The 18,910-nt window shown below is 56.9% G+C and carries 12 protein-coding genes; 6 read left to right on the top strand and 6 right to left on the bottom strand.

The window, feature by feature from the left end; all coding sequences use genetic code 11:
* Window positions 1–186 precede the first annotated feature (186 nt).
* Window positions 187–2,694 (bottom strand): heavy metal translocating P-type ATPase, encoded by a 2,508-nt coding sequence (locus tag V2154_RS10010; RefSeq protein WP_353502105.1) that lies wholly within the window; start codon window positions 2,692–2,694, stop codon window positions 187–189.
* A gap of 605 nt (window positions 2,695–3,299) precedes the next feature.
* On the opposite strand from V2154_RS10010, the gene V2154_RS10005 reads away from it, so the two are divergent.
* On the top strand, window positions 3,300–4,124 hold the full coding sequence (locus tag V2154_RS10005; RefSeq protein ID WP_353502104.1) for a CPBP family intramembrane glutamic endopeptidase: 825 nt from the start codon (window positions 3,300–3,302) through the stop codon (window positions 4,122–4,124).
* A gap of 60 nt (window positions 4,125–4,184) precedes the next feature.
* Here V2154_RS10005 and V2154_RS10000 read toward each other — a convergent pair whose 3' ends face one another.
* Window positions 4,185–4,415, bottom strand: coding sequence for a hypothetical protein (locus V2154_RS10000; protein ID WP_353502103.1), 231 nt, complete (start codon window positions 4,413–4,415; stop codon window positions 4,185–4,187).
* 217 nt (window positions 4,416–4,632) lie between these two features.
* On the bottom strand, window positions 4,633–6,417 hold the full coding sequence (locus tag V2154_RS09995) for a sodium:solute symporter family transporter (protein WP_353502102.1): 1,785 nt from the start codon (window positions 6,415–6,417) through the stop codon (window positions 4,633–4,635).
* A 283-nt stretch (window positions 6,418–6,700) separates the two neighbouring features.
* Here V2154_RS09995 and V2154_RS09990 point away from each other — a divergent pair, with 283 nt between their 5' ends.
* The 4 genes from V2154_RS09990 to V2154_RS09975 all read left to right on the top strand — a co-directional run bounded on the left by V2154_RS09990 (window position 6,701) and on the right by V2154_RS09975 (window position 11,783).
* Complete coding sequence (locus V2154_RS09990; RefSeq protein ID WP_353502101.1) at window positions 6,701–8,041, top strand: alginate lyase family protein; 1,341 nt, start codon at window positions 6,701–6,703, stop codon at window positions 8,039–8,041.
* 3 nt (window positions 8,042–8,044) lie between these two features.
* Window positions 8,045–10,159 (top strand): heparinase II/III domain-containing protein, encoded by a 2,115-nt coding sequence (locus V2154_RS09985; RefSeq protein ID WP_353502100.1) that lies wholly within the window; start codon window positions 8,045–8,047, stop codon window positions 10,157–10,159.
* A 45-nt stretch (window positions 10,160–10,204) separates the two neighbouring features.
* Complete coding sequence (locus V2154_RS09980) at window positions 10,205–10,981, top strand: SDR family NAD(P)-dependent oxidoreductase (protein WP_353502099.1); 777 nt, start codon at window positions 10,205–10,207, stop codon at window positions 10,979–10,981.
* Between the two features lie 94 nt (window positions 10,982–11,075).
* A complete protein-coding gene (locus V2154_RS09975; protein ID WP_185690009.1) occupies window positions 11,076–11,783 on the top strand; it encodes a FadR/GntR family transcriptional regulator in 708 nt (235 codons plus the stop codon).
* 411 nt (window positions 11,784–12,194) lie between these two features.
* On the opposite strand, the gene nifJ is transcribed toward V2154_RS09975, so the two are convergent.
* Together nifJ and V2154_RS09965 are read right to left on the bottom strand one after the other, a co-directional pair.
* Entirely contained in the window at window positions 12,195–15,728 is a 3,534-nt protein-coding gene (nifJ, locus tag V2154_RS09970; protein ID WP_353502098.1) for a pyruvate:ferredoxin (flavodoxin) oxidoreductase, read from the bottom strand.
* Window positions 15,729–15,963: 235 nt separating this feature from the next.
* Window positions 15,964–16,623, bottom strand: coding sequence for an MgtC/SapB family protein (locus V2154_RS09965; RefSeq protein ID WP_353502097.1), 660 nt, complete (start codon window positions 16,621–16,623; stop codon window positions 15,964–15,966).
* Window positions 16,624–16,859: 236 nt separating this feature from the next.
* On the opposite strand from V2154_RS09965, the gene V2154_RS09960 reads away from it, so the two are divergent.
* Complete coding sequence (locus V2154_RS09960) at window positions 16,860–17,144, top strand: putative hemolysin (RefSeq protein WP_185690033.1); 285 nt, start codon at window positions 16,860–16,862, stop codon at window positions 17,142–17,144.
* Window positions 17,145–17,850: 706 nt separating this feature from the next.
* Here V2154_RS09960 and V2154_RS09955 read toward each other — a convergent pair.
* Complete coding sequence (locus tag V2154_RS09955) at window positions 17,851–18,837, bottom strand: 2-hydroxyacid dehydrogenase (RefSeq protein ID WP_353502096.1); 987 nt, start codon at window positions 18,835–18,837, stop codon at window positions 17,851–17,853.
* Window positions 18,838–18,910: the final 73 nt, after the last annotated feature.

Raw genomic sequence — 18,910 nt, 5'->3', positions numbered from 1 at the left:
GGGATTTTGCCTCCGTGTTTAAAGGGCTATCCACATCAATCTTAGGGGCAAATCCTTGGGTTAGGTTGGGATGAGTGCTCGAGAGTTAATGCGCACGCTGGGCATCCAGTTGGATAAAGATCTGAAAATGAGGGAGCAGGCTTCTCCCGCAAAATAGGAAGAAGCCCTTTTTAAAGCTGAATTGCCTTACCGCGCGTCTTTCGAGCCTTCCACCGCCATCGGTGCCCGGAAGCCTTTCAGCCGCAGGGCGTTGCCGAGTACAAACACGCTGGAAAGCGCCATCGCGGCAGCGGCAAAGATAGGCGACAGCAGGGTGCCATTGACGGGATAGAGCGCGCCCGCCGCGACCGGGATCAGCACCACGTTATAGGCAAATGCCCAGAACAGGTTCTGCTTAATGTTGCGAATGGTGGCCTGACTGAGCGCGATAGCATTCGGCACGCCGCGCAGGTCGCCGGACATCAACACCACGTCGGCCGCCTCGATGGCGACGTCTGTGCCGGTGCCAATTGCCAGACCGACGTCGGCCTCGGCCAGCGCCGGGGCGTCATTGATACCATCGCCGACAAAGGCCACGCGCGCGCCGCCGGTGCGGAATTGCTTCAGGGCGGCGACTTTGCCGTCCGGCAGGACTTCGGCGGCCACTTCATCAATCCCCAGTTGTTTGGCAATGGCCGCTGCCGTTGCCGCATTATCCCCGGTGATCATCGCCACTTTCAGACCCAGCGCGTGCAGAGCTTTTATGGCCTCCGGGGTGCTCTCCTTGATAGGGTCGGCGACGGCGATAACTGCCGCCAAACGGCCATCAATGGCGGCATACAGCGGACTTTTTCCCTGCTCGCCAAGGCGTTTTGCGGTGGACTGGAAGCCCGCCACGTCCAGCCCCAGTTGGGTCATAAACCGGTCGGCACCGACCGAAATGGTGCGGCCATCTACTTTGGCGGAGACACCAAAGCCCGGCGTCGCCTCGAAGCTCTCTATGGCGGCAAGTTTGATATCACGCTGCTTGGCGGCGGCGACGATAGCCTCGGCGATAGGGTGCTCGGAGCGCGTTTCCACGGCGGCGACCAGTGACAGAACTTCGTCATACTCAAAACCTGCGGCTGGCTCGAGGTCGGTCAGCTCAGGGCGGCCTTTGGTCAGGGTGCCGGTTTTGTCGAGGGCGATCACGCTCACGTCGCGCAATGCCTGCAAGGCTTCCCCTTTGCGGAACAGTACGCCCAGTTCGGCCGCCCGGCCAGTGCCGACCATGATGGAGGTCGGCGTTGCCAATCCCATGGCGCAAGGGCAGGCGATGATCAGCACCGCCACGGCGTTAACCAGCGCGAAGGTCAGGGCAGGCGTCGGGCCGAGGAACAGCCAGAGCAGGAAGGTGACCAGCGCCGCCGCCATGACAGCCGGAACGAACCACATGGTGACTTTATCGACCAGCGCCTGGATCGGCAGTTTCGAGCCTTGAGCTTCCTCTACCAGACGAATAATTTGCGCCAGCACGGTGTTGGAACCGACCTTGGTGACGCGGAAACTAAAGGCACCCGTTTTGTTAATTGTGCCGCCAACCACCTCGGCTCCGGCATTTTTCGAGACCGGTACGGGCTCGCCGGTGATCATGCTTTCATCTACGTAGGAGGAGCCTTCCACCACTTCGCCATCGACCGGGATCTTCTCGCCGGGACGCACCAGCACGATGTCGCCGGTGGTGACCCGATCGAGAGGGATTTCAAGGGTTTCGCCCTGACGCTCGACGCGTGCCGTTTTGGCCTGCAGGCCAACTAAACGTTTAATCGCTTGTGAAGTGCGGCCCTTAGCGCGGGCCTCTAGCGTGCGGCCAAGCAGGATCAGCGTGACGATAACCGTGGCGGCTTCGAAATAGACGTTCGCCGTGCCCTGCGGCAGAATTTGTGGCACAAAGGTCGCAATCACCGAGTAGCCGTAAGCCGCCGCCGTCCCCACCGAAACCAGCGAGTTCATATCAGGGCCAGCGCGCAACAGCGCCGGGATCCCTTTGCGAAAGAAGCGCAGGCCGGGGCCAAACAGCACCAGCGTGGCGAGTACAAACTGCAGATACCAGCTGTTCTGCTCGCCAATAGTGGTCATCACCCAGTGATGCATTGGCGGGATCAGGTGCGAGCCCATCTCAAGGATAAATACCGGCAGGGTGAGCACGAAGGCAATCAGCAGCGAACGACGCAACGACTTGGCCTCGTTTTCCCGGCGTTCGCTGTCCTGGTCAGCCGAATCGGCCGTTTTCTCCGATAAGCGATGTGATTTATAACCCGCCTGTTCGACGGCATTTTCAAGGTCGTGAAGGGTCACCACGCCCGCCAGATGGCGTACCTGCGCGCGTTCGGTCGCCAGATTGACACTCGCTTCCAGCACTCCCGGCAGTTTGCGGAAAGCCTTTTCCACCCGACCGACGCAGGACGCGCAGGTCATCTCTTCGATAGCCAGTTCGGTAGTTTCTTCGCGAACCTCATACCCCGCATTTTCAATCGCTTTAATCGCCGCCTGCGGGTCAGCCTGTTCGCTGAAAGTAATATCAGCACGTTCAGTGGCAAGATTTACTGCCGCAGTCTCCACGCCGGGCACGGCTTTTAATGCCCGCTCAACGCGGCCAACGCAGGAGGCGCAGGTCATCCCTTCGACCGGCAAACTCAGACGCGTGGATAGGGTGGAGCTAGATGGAAGAGCCATGATGTTACTCCTTGAACATGATGTGTTGCAGGAAGCTTAGACCTTCCAGTCAGGGGAAGGTCAAGGAGTTTGTTTTGGGCTGGCCGCCCACACCGACCTCAAAGGTCAAAACCGTGGGCTCGCCGCCCACACTGGCCCAAAGGGTTTTAAACGAAACCCTTTGGAATCCTGCGTTTTTGGCTGTTGGAAGATCGAGGCTTCGCAGGGTCTGAATGGACGTGTTTCAGGCACCTTTGTGATCGTCGCGAAGTGCCGCCGCTTAGGCGGTTCCCGAATTTCAGGCTTCGAGCCTATGGTCTCGAACCATTCATTCGGCGTCACTTCTGAACGCGACCTACTGGCATTTCAACCGTGCCGTTTCAGGTTTTTTTCTTGGGGTTGTGTTTGCTCCTCCCCTGAAAAGGGGGAGGCTGGGAGGGGGTATTACAAAAAATTCAGCGGCTTACAGTAGATTGCAGCCTGGCTTACTCCTTCTCCTTGAAATGGAGAGAGCGCAAATATTACCAGACCAGATCAGAAACTATTTTAAATGCAACCATTCACCCATTCCCCCTCCTAATGCTATGTTTCGTCGCGATTTTCTAAAACATAATTAAGGGAAGCATATGTGGTTCTTACTGGCTGCATCATTACTCGTACTCCAATTTAATAAAAAACTGTCCGTTGCTCTGCTGGTGGTGACTGCCGCTATTGGGGCAGTCACCCATGTTCTTGACTGGCGCGCGCTGGCGTTTTTGGTCGTGCTGGCGGTGATTGCCGGGGTTTACTGTAAATTCAACGGCAGGGCGCTGCGCACTGGGCTGGAGATTTTACTGGTGATGGTCTCGGTAGGACTGATGCTGCACCTGATCCCCGGATTCCATAACCTCAAAGTGCTGGATGGCGTTAAAGCCGGGCCGGAAAGCGCGCCTTTCTCGATGTATTACAACCTCGACAAAGCGCTGGTGCCTTTCGTATTGCTTATCTGCCTGAAGTCGTTATTCACCGCGCCGACCCACTCGCAGGCCAAGTCTTGGCAGTGGCTGGCGTTGGTGGTGGCGGTGCCCGCGCTGTTAATGGTGGCGGTAGCGATGGGTGGGTTGAAGGTGGAGCTTCACCATCCGGCGTGGTTGTTCCAGTTCGTGCTGGCGAATATCTTCTTCGTTTCGCTGGCGGAAGAGGCGTTATTCCGCGGCTATATTCAGCAGCGTTTAGCGTCGGTAATGCATCCGGTGCTGGCATTGGTGATCGCCTCGCTGCTCTTTGGTGCCTTGCATTTCGCGGGTGGGGCTTTGCTGGTGATTTTTGCCACGCTGGCCGGGCTGATTTACGGGCTGGCGTGGATGTGGAGTGGAAAACTGTGGGTTGCGGTGCTGTTCCACGTTGGGTTGAACCTGTGCCAACTGCTGTTCTTTACCTATCCGGTACTGCAACACGTTAAAGCGGCATAAAAGCAAAAGCCTCTGTTTCAACAGAGGCTTTATTGCACTACTTGCTTCTACTGATAAGGCTTAGCGACCGAACAGGCCACTGAAGAAACCTTTCACCATAGAAGTCGTGGTCTGAGCCACGTTGTAGGTCAGGTTTTGGGTGCAGTTGATTACGTCGTTAACCATTTTGCCAGCGTCGTGTCCAACATCATAACCTGGTTTATCGCTACCCGCGGTCAGTGCACCTTTCAAAGCATCAAACAGGAATCCGCCTTGTACTGATTCCATTTCTTGAGTTGTCAGTTGTTTCATTATCTTTTCCTTGATAAGGCTGATGGGCTAATAAGGTTAGGGCAGCGCCATCAGCGTTCATGTAGTTGCCCCGGTGAGGAAATCTAAATAAGTGATCGGTTAAATACCACTGAAGTATTTATTTAACGCCGTATGTCATTTGTCTGTATTGACATGAAAACCATATTAAATGTATGTCTTTATGGCATAATCCTCTGGCTGCAAATTTGTACTCAGATCACCTTTGCGACGCCGAAAGTCGCTGTCTGGCCGCCAGCGCCGCGCCGCGTTCTGCACTGCGATGCAACACCCAGCCAAAAATCAAAATGCTCAGGGCGCATAAGAGGAATAAGCCCCGGCCCCACAGCGGGTTAGGCACCAGCACCATTAGCAGCAGGCCTGCGCCCATGTACATGGAAATCTTACCAATCTTGTCTCGTTGTAGGCGGTCAAACTCGTCTTGCTCATCATCGGCATACACCGGACGCTGCATGTCGCGGAAGAAGGCGTCGCGAATGGCCGAGCGTTCGCTGGTTTGCTCCCGATAGAACAGGGTGGTCAGGCAGAAGAAGCCGCCGGTGAACAGCAGATGGGAGAAGATATTCCACATGATGGCGATATCCAGCATCTCGCGGTTGGTGAAAGTTAACCCGAGCAGTTTTACCAGATCTGGTGCGGTAAACACGTTCGCCACCACGTAAGACACGAGCAGGCCGAACAGCACCGTGGCCCAGCCCGCCCAGTCAGGGGTTTTGCGAATAAATACCCCAAGAAACAGCGGCACGACGATCGGCGCCTGCATCAGCGTGCCGACTTTCATCATCAAATCAAACAGGCTAACGGTCTGCATGGTGTGCATGTATTGCGCCACCAGAATGACCAACACGCCGTTGACCACGCAGGCCGCCTGGCCCACGCGCAGCTGGTATTTATCGCTGCGCTCGCTGTGGCGGTTGACGATAGGCGTCCAGAAGCTGCGCACGAAAATTCCCGAATTGCGATTCAGCGCGCAGTCCATTGAAGACATCGTCGCGGCGAACAGCCCCGCCATCAGCAGCCCGACCGTGCCCAGCGGCATGGCGCGCTCGGCGAAAATTAAATACACCGCGTCAGTGGCGTTTTTGCCCAATTCTGGGTGAGCCGTGGCGGCGTCGGGGTAAAGCACCGCCACGGCCCACGGCGGAATAAACCAAATCAGCGTGCCGATAAACATCAGCACCAGTGCGAACAGCGCGGCTTTTTTGGCATTAAAACTGTCTTTGGCATTAAGAAACCGGTAGGAATCTTGCAGATTATTAATGCTTTGCACGTTTTTGATGAAGAAGAACAGGAAGCAGGCCACCAGCAGCGTGATGTAGTGCGGCCCGACGTCCGGCCCGGTGAAGAACCCCGAGGGGAATTCGGTGACTAAATTCACCGGCCCGCCCACCTTGATCAAGGCCACCACGGCGCAGGCAATAGAAATAATCGCCACTACCAGCGTCTGCACAAAGTCACTGGCGACCACGCCCCACGCCCCGCTCAGCAGGGAGATCACCAGCACCACCAGCCCGGTAACCCACAGCGTCAGGGTGACATCATGGTGGAACACCGCGCTGGCAAACACTGCCAGGCTGTTTAGCCACACCCCGGCGCTTAGGATACTTAGCGGGATGATCATCCAAGTGAAGAACTGCTCATTGCCTTTGCCGAAGCGATGATTGATCGCTTCGGTGGCGGTATCGACGCGCAGTTGGCGAAAACGGGTGGCGAACCACCACCATGCCACCAGATAACCAAACACGTTACCGGCGAACACGCTGACCACGTTGAACCCGTAGCGATAGGCCTGCCCGGCGGCGCCGGTGAAGGTCCAGGCGCTAAACTGAATCATGAAGGCCGTCGCGCCGACCATCCACCACAGCATACGGCCGCCGCCGCGAAAGTAGTGGCTGGACGAGCCGGAGGCCATCTTCTTGAACGCGTAACTGATCGCAATCATTAACACGAAGTAACCGATCATCACTAGAACGTTAATATCCATCGTCGTTAATCTCTTCGGTGTTGGGTGAGTGTTTGTCGAGAAGCTGCTTTTGGTTATCTTTTGCGCATGCTCAGTGAGCAATAGTAGGAGAGGGATTTGAAATTAAAAGTCGGACAAATAAGAAAGACGGTATTTGTTGCTAAGTTGTGAAGAGTGTCACTTTGTCAGCCTTTTATCGCATTAATGAAGTGAAAAGGCGGAGCGAAACGTGGCAAATTCGAAAATAGTCTGCTTTATTTGTATTACTAAAAGAAAGGTAGACCAGCGCGAACAAGGGAAGGACATGACATTATTCAGCTCCATTTTTCGGCCATCTGCCCGACTGGCGGTGGCTATTAGCCTTGGGTTTAGCGGATCGCTATTAGCGGCTGAACCGGCATTTTTACAACCCGCGCAGTTGGCCGTGGTGAAACAGCAGCTGGCGCAACATCAGGCGGCGCAGCAGACCCAAGAGGCTTACCGCCAACTGCTCGCGGCGGCTGACAAGGCGCTGGAGAAGCCGAACCTCAGCGTGACGGACAAAGGTATGACGCCGCCGAGCGGCTCCAAGCATGACTATCTCAGCCTGAGCGCCTACTGGTGGGCGGACAGCAGCAAGCCGGACGGCCTGCCGTGGGTGCGCAAAGACGGCAAGGTGAATCCGGCCAGTAAAAATGACCAGAGCGACGGCGTGCGCCTGGCCGACTTTACCGCGCGAGTGCAGAACCTGACGCTGGCGTGGTACTTCTCCGGCGAGCAGAAATATGCCGATAAGGCCGCCAGTCTGCTAAGGACGTGGTTCATCAACCCAGAAACCCGCATGAACCCGAACCTGAATTTTGCCCAAGGCGTGCCGGGGATTGCGGCGGGTCGTAACGCGGGCGTGCTCGACGGGCGCTACTTCTCGACCCGAATTGTCGACTCGCTGGTGCTGCTTGACGGCAACGCAGCGTGGAAAAAGCCAGACCAGGAGGCGATGCGCCAGTGGATGTCCGAATATCTCGACTGGCTGCAAACCAACAAGCTGGCGCTCAAAGAGAGCCGTACCAAGAACAACCACGGCAACTGGTATGCCACGCAGGTGGCGGGCATCGCCTGGTATCTCGACCAGCCCGAGGTGGTGAAAAAGATGATCAAGCTGATGAAGAGTAAGCTCGACGTGCAGCTGATGCCTGACGGCACCCAGCCCGCTGAACTGGCCCGCACGCGCTCCTTCCATTACAGCTACTTTGACCTGCAGGCCATTAGTCTGATGGCGGTGCTGGCGCAGAAAGAGGGCATTGACCTGTGGCATTACCAGACACCGAGGGGCGGCGGCATTCTCAAGTCGCTGGATTTCATGGCGAAATATACCGACGACGGCCAGCCGTGGCCTTACAAATCCCTCGACCGGATCAGCGTGCGCCCGGTGACTTTGCTCTCCTGGGCGGACAACGCCACCGGCCAGCCGCGTTATCAGCAGCAGATCCGCAGCGCCAGCTTCACCTTGCCCGCTGCCGCCAAGTCGCAGAAATCGGGCTATCACGAGGATGTGTCTCGTGGTGCGATCCTTGAGGCACAGCGCGAAATCTGGCTATTGACGCTGCCGACCTGGGCCAAGGGCTTTGTTGCGCCGACGCCCGCCTTAAAGTCTTCAGAAGGATAAAACATGAATCACTGGCAGCCGCTGTTTATCACCCCGGACGACGCCGAGCAGTTACGCGAAGAGCTAACGGCGGAGAGCTTGATGGGCCGCGTGCTGCGCAGGCAAATAGCCGAGTTGGATGAATTTATGGCGCAGCCCGTGGCGATCCCCGGCCAAGGTGAGGCGGGCGGCCCGGAACATTCGCAGCACAAACAGAATTACCGTTTCATCAATCTGGCGGGGCGCATGTCGCTGATTTTCCAGCGGCAGGATTATCGCGATTTCGCTCTGCAACTGCTCAACGGCTACGCCGAGATTTATCCCGGTTTGGGCAGTGCGGTAAGTAAAGACAGCAATGCGCCGGGGCGGCTGTTTCATCAAACCCTCAATGAGAATATGTGGCTGCTTTACGCCGTCGAGGGGTACCACTGTATTCAGCCCAGCCTGAGCGCCGCCGAGTGCCAGAAGATTGAAAGCCAGCTGTTTCGCGTGATGGTGGATGACGCACTGACGCTGCACGCCAAGGATTTCGATATCGTGCATAACCACGGCATCTGGTCGGTGGCGGCGGCGGGGATTTGCGGCTACGTGCTGGGCGACCCGTCGCTGGTGGATAAAGCCCTGTACGGGCTAAAGGGGGATAGCGAGAGCGGCGGCTTCTTTGCCCAGTTGTCGCAGCTATTCTCACCGGACGGCTACTACATTGAAGGGCCGTACTATCAGCGATTTGCGCTGCGCCCGCTGTTGCTGCTGGCCGAGGCGATTCACCATCGCCAGCCGGAATTAGCCATTTATCAATTTCGTAATCAGGTGGTGCGCAAAACCTGCGAAGCCCTGATGCAGGTGGCTTTCCCCGACGGCACTTTACCGGCGCTGAATGATTCCTCGAAAACCATCAGCCTGCGCGATGACGGCGCGGTGGTGGCGGCCAGCGTCTGTTTCTATCGCTACGACGGCAACCCGCAGTGGATCGCCGCCGCCCACTGGCAGGATTCCCTGTGGGTGAGCGCCGCTGGGTTAGCTCTCTCCAACGCGGCCCAGAAGACGCCCGCCCAGCCGATGAACTGGGGCAGTTTGACCCTTACCGACGGGCCGCAGGGCCAGCAGGGGGAAGTGGCTATCCTTCGCCAGCCGCGAAACGGCCAGCTGACCATGGCGCTGATGTGGTATGGGCAGCATGGCAGCATTCCACGACTGCACTCGGCGCTGAACCACGGCCACTTTGACGGGCTGCACCTGAGCCTGTTTAGCCACGGCCGCGAGACTTTGCGGGATTACGGTTTTGGCCGCTGGGTGAATGTCGAACCCAAATTCGGCGGGCGCTACATCGCGGAAAATAACAGTTATTGTAAGCAGACCGTGGCGCACAACACGCTGGTGGTGGATCAGCAGAGTCAGAACCTTGGCCAAAGCGCCGAGGCGGAAAAGCGTCACGGCGAGCGCCACTTCTTTGTCAGCGAGCATCCCGCCGGACAGGGAATGAGTGCGCGATTGCGCGACTACTACCCCGGCGTCACCCTCCAGCGCACGGTGCTGATGCTCAATTTGGCCGAATTCGAAAACCCGCTGCTGGTGGACGTGCTGCGCATCAGCAGCCAGCAGCTGCACCAGTATGACTACTGCCTGCATCATCTCGGGCAGTTTGTGCGCAGCGACAGCCCGCTGCGGGTGGCGAAGCAGCTCAGGCCGCTGGGTACGGAACACGGCTATCAACACCTGTGGGACTGCGCGCGGGCGGAGGTCACTCCTCAGCACTCTATCCTTTATAGCTGGCTCGACGGCCACGGCTACACCTCGCTTATTAGCGCATTAGCCCTCGGCGGCGAGCTTATCGTGGCACGAACCGGCGCGGGCGATCCGCATTTCAACCTGCGCAATGAGCCTGCGCTGCTGCTGCGCCAGCAGGGGGACGACGCAATATTTGCCAGCGTGATTGAGAGCCACGGCTATTTTGACGAAGCCACTGAAACCTCGCGCGACGCGCGGGGCAAGGTGAGCCGGGTAGAAGTGCTCTCCCAAGACGCCACCGGCATCGAGTTGCTGATCCACTGTGTGGATGGCCGCCGCCTGCGGGTTTTCATTAATAATCAGGATCGGCCTGCGCATGGCGCGGCATTTAGCGCCACGTGGCAAGGCTGACCTATTTTCCGACCCTGTACCCTAGCAACTTACCGAGGAACTTTTATGTTCAATGACTTGAAAGACAAACGCGTGCTAATCACCGGTTCCACCAAAGGCATTGGTTTGGCGACGGCGCAGGCTTTTGCCCGCGCTGGCGCGAAAGTGGGGCTGAACGGGCATCGCAATGACCCGAGCCTGCAAAGCTTGGCCCAAGAGGTGGCGGCGCTGGGGGGCGAAGTGGCGTATTTCGCCGCCGACCTGACCGACACCGCCCAGTGCCAGCAGCTGGTGGCAGCCTTCGTGGAGCGCTTCGGCGGGCTGGACGTGCTCATCAATAACGCCGGCGGGCTGGTGGGGCGCAAACCGCTGAGCGACATTGACGACGAGTTTTATCAGCAGGTAATGGATCTTAACGCTCGCTCGGCGCTCATGGTCACCAAGTTCGCCGTACCGCACCTGCGCAGCGCGGCCAAGCAGACCGGCGAAACCACCTCGGTTATCAGCACCGGTTCTATTGCCGGGCGCGAAGGCGGCGGGCCGGGAGCCTCGATTTACGCGGCGTCCAAGGCGTGGCTGCACAATATGAACCGCCACTGGGTGAAGGAGTTCACCAAGGACAATATTCGCTTCAACGTGGTGTCGCCGGGCACCATCGACACGGTTTTCCACGCCGACAAAACGCAGGAAGTGCGCGACAAGATCTCCAGCGGCATCGCCATGGGCCGTTTCGGCACCAGCGAAGAGTTGGCACCGAGCTATCTGTTCTTCGCCTCACACGCCTGTAGCGGCTACATCACCGGGCAGATCCTTGATGTCAACGGCGGCCAAATGGCGCCGTAACGGGTGATTGAGCACATTCGGGGCGACGAGGGCATGCGTCGCTCCGCTTCCTGAACTATCATGACGGTCATCTGCACCAATAAAAGGGAATAGCATGACGATGCAGTTTGAAACAGCCGCCGGGTTAACCCGTGGTTTGAACACCCACATCGCTCGCGACATCGCCCGAAAAATTCTCTCCGGCGAGCTGGCCTCTGGCGCCATTTTGCCGAGCGAAATCGAGTTGGGCGAGCAGTTTGGTGTCAGCCGCACCGCGCTGCGCGAAGCCTTGAAGCTGCTGACCTCAAAGGGACTGTTGGAATCACGGCCGAAAGTAGGTACCCGAGTGAAAGATCGCGCCCAGTGGAACATGCTAGACCCGCAGCTGCTGGAGTGGATGCAGGGGATGGAAGCCACCGAAGAGATTTATCAGCAGTTTCTTGAGTTTCGCAAAGCTATTGAGCCGCACGCCACCGCGCTGGCGGCGGTCAACGCCAGCAAGGAGCAGCGCATCGAGCTGTCGCGCATTTACCGGCAGATGTGTCAGGTCGCCGAGCAGTTTGACCAGGCGCAGTGGGTGGAAATAGACACCCAGTTTCACCGCATGATTTTTATCTCCTCCGGCAACTGTTTTTACGTGCCTTTCGGCAACGTGCTGACCACCATTTTTAAATGGTTCTTTGAATATTCCTCAAAGGAAGGCGGCATGTGTTTGCAAGAGCATAAACTGATTTATGAGGCCATTATGGCCGGGGATGAGGGCGCAGCTTATTCGGCATCGCTGAGTCTGATGAAAGGGCATAAACATCGACTTGGGGGGTGATTTTTGGGCTGGCAGCCCAAGCCCGCTTTTAAATTCAACGTCAAGGTCGGGGGCTCGCCGCCCACACGTAGGTCTTTAAATTCAAAACCGTGGGCTCGCCGCCCACACTGGCCCAAAGGGTTTTAAACGAAACCTTTTGGAATCCTGCGTTTTTTGTTGCTGGGAGATCGAGGCTTCGCAGGGTTGGAATGGACATGTTTCAGAGGCTGAGGTTATCGCCGCGAAAAGCCGCCGCTAAGGCGGTCCCCTCGCTGCGGGATTCCAACCCGCGTAAAGAGACACGCGGTTTTTCACCTCTTGCTCGGCGTCATTTCTGAACGCGGCCTACTGGCTTCTCAGCCGTGCCTTTTCAGTGGGTTTGGTTTTGCTCCTCCCCCTGGCAAGGGGGAGGAGCAAACAACGTCTTTAACTTTACTCCGACTCCCCATTCGTTCTCTTACCCGCCAGCAGCTCCAAGAACTCATATTTCTCCTGTAACTCCTTCTCTGCCGCCGCATACAGCTGAGTGGCGACTTCCGGCTGCTGGGCGTTGAGCCTTCTGAAGCGCTGTTCGTTGTTCAGCGTCTCCGTCAGGTTGCTGTTTGGCGGGCGGGAATCCAGCGCCAGTGCGGCTTTACCTTCCTCTACGCGGCGCGGGTCGAAGCGATACAGCGGCCAGAAACCGGTGGCGGTGAGCTGCTTCATCTGGTCGTGACTCAGGGCCAGATCGTAGCCGTGCTCCTCGCATGGGCTGTAGGCGATGATCAGCGACGGGCCGGGATAGGCTTCGGCTTCCTGAATGGCTTTCACCGTCTGGTTCAGCTGCGCGCCAAGGGAAATCTGGGCCACGTAGACATGGCCATACATCATCATGCTGACACCCAAATCTTTGCGTGACTTGCGCTTGCCCTGTTCGGCAAATTTGGTGACGGCGCCCAGCGGGGTGGCTTTCGACTGCTGGCCGCCAGTGTTGGAATAACACTGGGTGTCGAGCACCAGCACATTGACGTTTTCCGTCAGGCTCAGCACGTGGTCCAAGCCGCCGAAACCAATATCATAGGCCCAGCCGTCGCCGCCAATCAGCCAGATGGATTTATCCACCAGATAATCGGCGTCGGTGGCTAACTGGCGGGCGTCTGGAGAATCAATCTCGGCCAAAATCTTACGCAGCTCGGTCACGTGCTGGCGCTTCACTTCTGGCGTTGAGGTTTCATCGCGCAGGCCGCCCAACAGCTCGGCGGGAATATGCTCGGAAAGCGAGTCAATCAGGCGCGTGACGCGGCGGCGGTGTTGGTCTACCGTCAGGCGGAAGCCCAGACCGAACTCGGCGTTATCTTCAAACAGCGAGTTGGCCCACGCCGGCCCGCGCCCTTCGGCGTTAGTGGTGTAAGGCGTGGAAGGCAGGTTGCCGCCGTAAATAGATGAACAGCCGGTGGCGTTGGCAATCAGCAGGCGGTCGCCATACAGCTGGGTTAACAGCTTAATGTAAGGCGTTTCGCCACAGCCGGAGCAGGCACCGGAGTACTCAAACAGCGGGGTGATCAGCTGCGAAGTGCGAATGTCGATACGCTCAAGCTGGCTGGCCTCGATTTCCGGCAGTTTAAGGAAGAAGTCGTAATTGGCCTTCTCCTCTTCTAAATGCTCAATGCGATCCGCCATGTTGATGGCTTTGATTTCTGGATTCTGGCGATCTTTCGCCGGGCAGACTTCCACACACAAATTACAGCCGGTGCAGTCTTCCGGGGCCACTTGCAGCACGTATTTCTGGCCGCGCATATCGCGAGATTTCACATCCAGAGATTGCAGGGCGGACGGCGCGCCTTCCATGGCTTCGGGTTGCACCACTTTGGCCCGGATAGCCGAGTGCGGGCAGGCGGCGACGCAGTGGTTGCACTGGGTACACAAATCTGGCTGCCAGATGGGCACTTCTTCGGCAATGTTGCGTTTTTCCCACTGGGTAGTGCCAGTCGGCCAAGTGCCGTCCGGCGGGAAGGCGGAAACCGGCAGGGCGTCCCCCAGACCGGCGAGCATCGCGGCGGTGACGGTTTTAACGAAATCAGGCGCGGCGTCAGACACAATCGGCGGACGCTTGCGCGGCTGCTCAGGAATAGCCTGCAACGGCACTTCGACCAGCTGTTCAAGAGTCGCGCCCAGCGCCTGCCAGTTGCGCATCACCAGCTCTTCGCCTTTGCTGCTGTAGCTGCGAGCAATCGCGCCTTGCAGCTCTTTCAGGGCCTGATCGCCCGGCAGAATTTGAGTCAGGTGGAAGAACGCCATCTGCATCACGGTATTGATGCGCGCGCCTAGCTGGCATTCGCGGGCAATTTTTGCGGCGTTGATAATGTAGAAACGGGCATTGTTCTTATGCAGCGAAGACTGCACTTCCAGCGGCAGGCGTTCCCACACTTCTTGTGCCGAGAAAGGCGTGTTGAGCAGGAAAATGCCGCCGGGGCGCAGGCGCTCGGCCATCTGGTACAGGTCGATAAACTGCCACTGGTGGCAGGCAACGAAGTGCGCGTGGCTGACCAAGTAGGCCGATTTAATCGGCTGCGGGCTAACGCGCAGGTGAGACACCGTCAGGCCACCGGCCTTCTTGGAGTCATAGACAAAATAGCCCTGCGCAAACAGCGGCGTGCTATTGCCAATGATTTTGATGTTGTTCTTGGTGGCCGAAACCGAGCCGTCACTGCCCAGCCCGTAGAACAGGGCTTCCAGCGTGGCGTGCTGCGGCAGTTGCTCGTCATTCACCGGCAGCGACAGGCCGGTCACGTCGTCATAGATCCCCACGGTAAAGCGCGGGCGCGGCTGGCTGAGGGCCAGTTCGTCGAAAATCGACAGCACGCAGTCTGGGCCAAACTCTTTGGAAGAGAGGCCGTAGCGGCCGCCAATCACTTTCGGCAAGCTGTCGCGTTCCCCGCGGCTGTAGGCTTCCGCCAGCGCGGTCATGACGTCGAGGTACAGCGGCTCGGCAAGGGAACCCGGCTCTTTAGTGCGATCCATGACGGCAAGCGTTTTGACGCTCTGCGGCAGCACGTCCAGCAGGTGTTTGGCGCTGAATGGGCGATACAGGCGTACTTTCAACACGCCAACCTTTTCGCCGCGCTCAATCAGGGTTTCAATCACTTCTTCGCAAGTGCCGATACCGGAACCCATCAGCACAATCACGCGCTCCGCCTGCGGGTGGCCGACATAGTCGAAAGGCTTGTAGGCGCGGCCGGTGAGGGTGGAAAAGGCCTCCATGGCGTCAATGACGTGCTGGCAGGTAGCGTCGTAATACGGGTTGGTGGCTTCGCGCGACTGGAAATAGGTGTCCGGGTTGGCCGAGGTGCCGCGGATAACCGGGCGGTCCGGCGTTAAGGCGCGGGCGCGGTGGGCGTCAATCTGCTGCTGTGGCAGCATCTGTTGCAGCGTGTCATCACTCAGCGGGGCGATTTTATTGATTTCATGGGAGGTGCGGAAGCCGTCGAAGAAATGAATAAAGGGCACGCGGCTGTTGAGGCTGGCAACTTGAGAAATCAGCGCGAAGTCCTGCGCTTCCTGCACGCTGGCGGCGCTAAGCAGCGCGCAGCCTGTCTGGCGAACGGCCATCACGTCGGAGTGATCGCCAAAAATAGACAGGGCGTGGGTCGCCACGGTGCGGGCGGCGACGTGCAGCACGAACGGCGTTAATTCACCGGCCAGCTTGTAGAGGGTGGGGATCATCAGCAGCAAACCCTGCGATGAGGTGAAAGAGGTGGAGAGTGCGCCGGTTTGCAGCGCACCGTGGACGGTAGAAATCGCCCCGGCCTCTGACTGCATTTCCATCACGGTTGGGACATCGCCCCAGAGATTTTTCTTACCTTCACCGGACCACGCGCCGGCGATTTCGGCCATGGTCGAACTTGGCGTAATAGGGTAGATAGCAATTACTTCATTGGTGCGATAGGCCACGGAAGCAACTGCGTTATTACCGTCAGTGGTGATCATGAAAACCCCTTTTTCATTTCCTAATGCTTGCCGGAAACAGCGATGCCGAACCGGTTCGAATATGAAAAAGTTTACACGCGGGGCATCGATCGATTTATCCTGATTGTGTGCAGGGTTAATAGTTGAGTGAAATGATAGGGTTACTGGAAGAGGGGAAGTCGTAGGAATTCTATTACTTCTGCGAGGGCCAATTCCCCTCGCAGCTTGAGAAAATACGCGTCAGCGCAGTAAGAGGTTAATTGATATCAATACGTTTAATACCCTGAACGGTCATGATGGCTTCATACAATTTATCAACGCTTTGTTTCGGTTTTAACACCACGTCCATCACTAATTCGCACTTACTTTCATCACCATCGTCGCGCTGATTAACTTTAATATGGCCCGGACGAATACGCATTTTCTGCAATGCTATTAATACCGAAGGCACGCTTTGCGGCGCGAGGCGTATTTCAATCAGATGGTGATGGCCGATCAGCCTATTACTAATTTGGCGGAACATTTCCAGTACAATTAAGGTCAGGAAGGCGCCGTAGATACCAATCTCATAAAGTCCGCTACCAATAACTAAACCAATCGCGGCAGTAACCCATAATCCGGCAGCGGTGGTTAAGCCTTTGACCACCTGTTTCTGGATGATGATGGTCCCGGCACCCAAGAACCCCATGCCGCTCACCACCTGCGCTGCAACGCGGCTGGGGTCAAAACTGACGTGGGTGAGGTTGAGTAAATCGGCGAAACCGTATTTCGACACAATCATAAACATCGCGCTGCCGATACCCACTAATACGTGGGTTCGCAGACCGGCTTCTTTCGCCCGCAGCTGGCGCTCAATACCAATTAGCCCGCCCAAAACGCCCGCCAGCGCAATACGAATTAAAAAATCTGTCACCATTATAAAATGCCTCCCTGTTGTGCTTATTTTAAGTAGTTGATACTCAAAAACGGTGAATGAGCCCTAAGTTTATGAGCCAAAGAAATAACGGAACGAAATAAAGTGTATCTAATCGTTTATTTTTAGGAAAAAGTTGATATTAATTCTTGCTAACACTCGACGCTGGCGGAATGGCTCGGCTATGATGATTTCCACTTAATTCCCCGACACCCCGTTATTCTTCAGGAGCAGGACTGATGATCACTGCCTTACGCGTATTATTGGCCGGAGCCGTTCTGGTGTTGGCCGCCTGTAGCAGCCACGATGATTCCAACGAGGTTCCCCAGAAGGGTAACAGCGTTAACCTTTCTAACCACAGCGTCAATATGGACAGCCCGGCCTTCGCCGCATGTTCCATGGCCGGTGGTCAGTTGCGAATGGCACCTCAGTTAGACGGCAGCCGCGTAGGCATGTGTTCAATGTCGAATGGCCGCCAGTGTTCGGAAAGCGCGTTAATGGCAGGGAGATGTACGGCGGGGTAAGGCGGGCTGCCTTTGAGCGCTTTTAAATTCAAATTCAAGACCGTGGGCTCGCCGCCCACACTGGCCCTTTAAGGTCAAAATCGTGCGCTGCCACCCACACTGGCTAAGGTCAAAACCGTGCGCTGCCGCCACACAGGCCTCAAGGGGCGCCTATCGCCGCGCCCCTTGAGAATCCCCGGCTCTTTACTCCGCGCTGTCGCTCGCTGGGCGGACGTGTTTCAGGAGCTTCAGTTCTCCACCGCAAAATGTCGCCGCTTAGGCGGTGCCTTCGCTTCAGGCTTCGAGCCTTTGGTCTCGAACCGTTCGCTCAGCGTCATTTTTGACTGCGGTTTTGAGGCATCTCAACCGTGCCGTTTCAGTGGGCTTGGTTTTGGGTATGTTTTTTTACGAATTGAATGGAAAGGTACGGTGTAAATGCCAGTAAGTCGCGTTCAGAAGTGACGCCGAGGGAGTGGTTCGAGACCTATGGCTCGAAGCCCGAACTGAGGGAACCGCCTAAGCGGCGGCACTTCGCGACAATCACTAAGGTGCCTGAAACATGTCCATCTCAACCCTGCGAAGCCTCGATCTAACAGCAGCAAAAAAACGCAGGATTCCAAAGGGTTTCGTTTAAAACCCTTTGGGCCAGTGTGGGCGGCGAGCCCACGGTTTTGACCTTAGGCCGACGCCCACAGTCTGACCTAAAAGTTACCTGTAGTTTCCTAAACTACAAAACATTCGGGCATGGCTGCCCTTTCGCCAGCTGATCCACATTCAGCAATGTTGTCTCCGAAATACTGGTCAGCGCGTCGCTGGTCAGGAAGGCTTGGTGCCCGGTGAACAACACATTGTGACAGGATGAGAGGCGGCGGAACACGTCGTCCAGCACCACTTCGTTGGAGTTGTCTTCGAAGAACAGATCCCGCTCGTTCTCATACACGTCCATCCCCAGCGCGCCGATTTTCTGCTTCTTCAATGCGTCAATGGCGGCAGTGGCGTCCAGCAGCGCGCCTCGGCTGGTGTTCACAATCATCACGCCGTCTTTCATCTTGGCGAATGACGTGGCGTTCAGCATGTGGTGGTTTTCCGGCGTTAACGGGCAGTGCAGGGAGATAACGTCCGACTGAGCGTACAGCGAATCGAGATCCACATACTCGGCACCCAGTTCAAGGGCCAATGGGCTTGGATAGGGGTCATAAGCCAGAATATGCATGCCGAAACCTTTCAGAATCCGCATCGCGGCGACGCCGATTTTACCCGTGCCGATGATCCCCGCCGTGCGCTGATGCATATTAAAACCAATCAACCCTTCCAGAGAGAAGTTCGCCTCTCGGGTGCGCTGATAGGCACGGTGAATGTGGCGGTTAAGACACATCATCATGCCCACGGCGTGCTCGGCCACGGCTTCCGGTGAATAAGCCGGAACGCGCACCACCGAAATACCCAGCTCTTTGGCGGCGTCTAAATCCACGTTATTGAAACCGGCACAGCGCAGGGCCAGCGTCTTAATGCCCAGCGATTTCAGCTCTTGCAACACTTCGCGGCTGCCATCGTCATTGACGAAGATACAGACGGCATCGGCGCCGATGGCGGTTTTCGCCGTCTGCGGGGTCAGCAGGAAGTCGAAAAACTCCAGCTCATATCCATAATGCTGATTCACCAACTCGAGGTATTTACGATCGTAATTCTTCGTGCTGTAAACGGCGAGTTTCATCCTATTTCTCCACGATAAGTTGTTATGCTAATTATGGTATCTTATAGCGGTTTCGTGAAAAACAAGGCATATC

Origin of the sequence: Ewingella sp. CoE-038-23 (assembly GCF_040419245.1) — a bacterium.
Taxonomy (GTDB): domain Bacteria; phylum Pseudomonadota; class Gammaproteobacteria; order Enterobacterales; family Enterobacteriaceae; genus Ewingella; species Ewingella allii.
The sequence above is the reverse complement of the archived record's forward strand: the minus strand, read 5'-3'. Positions and strand labels throughout refer to the sequence as shown.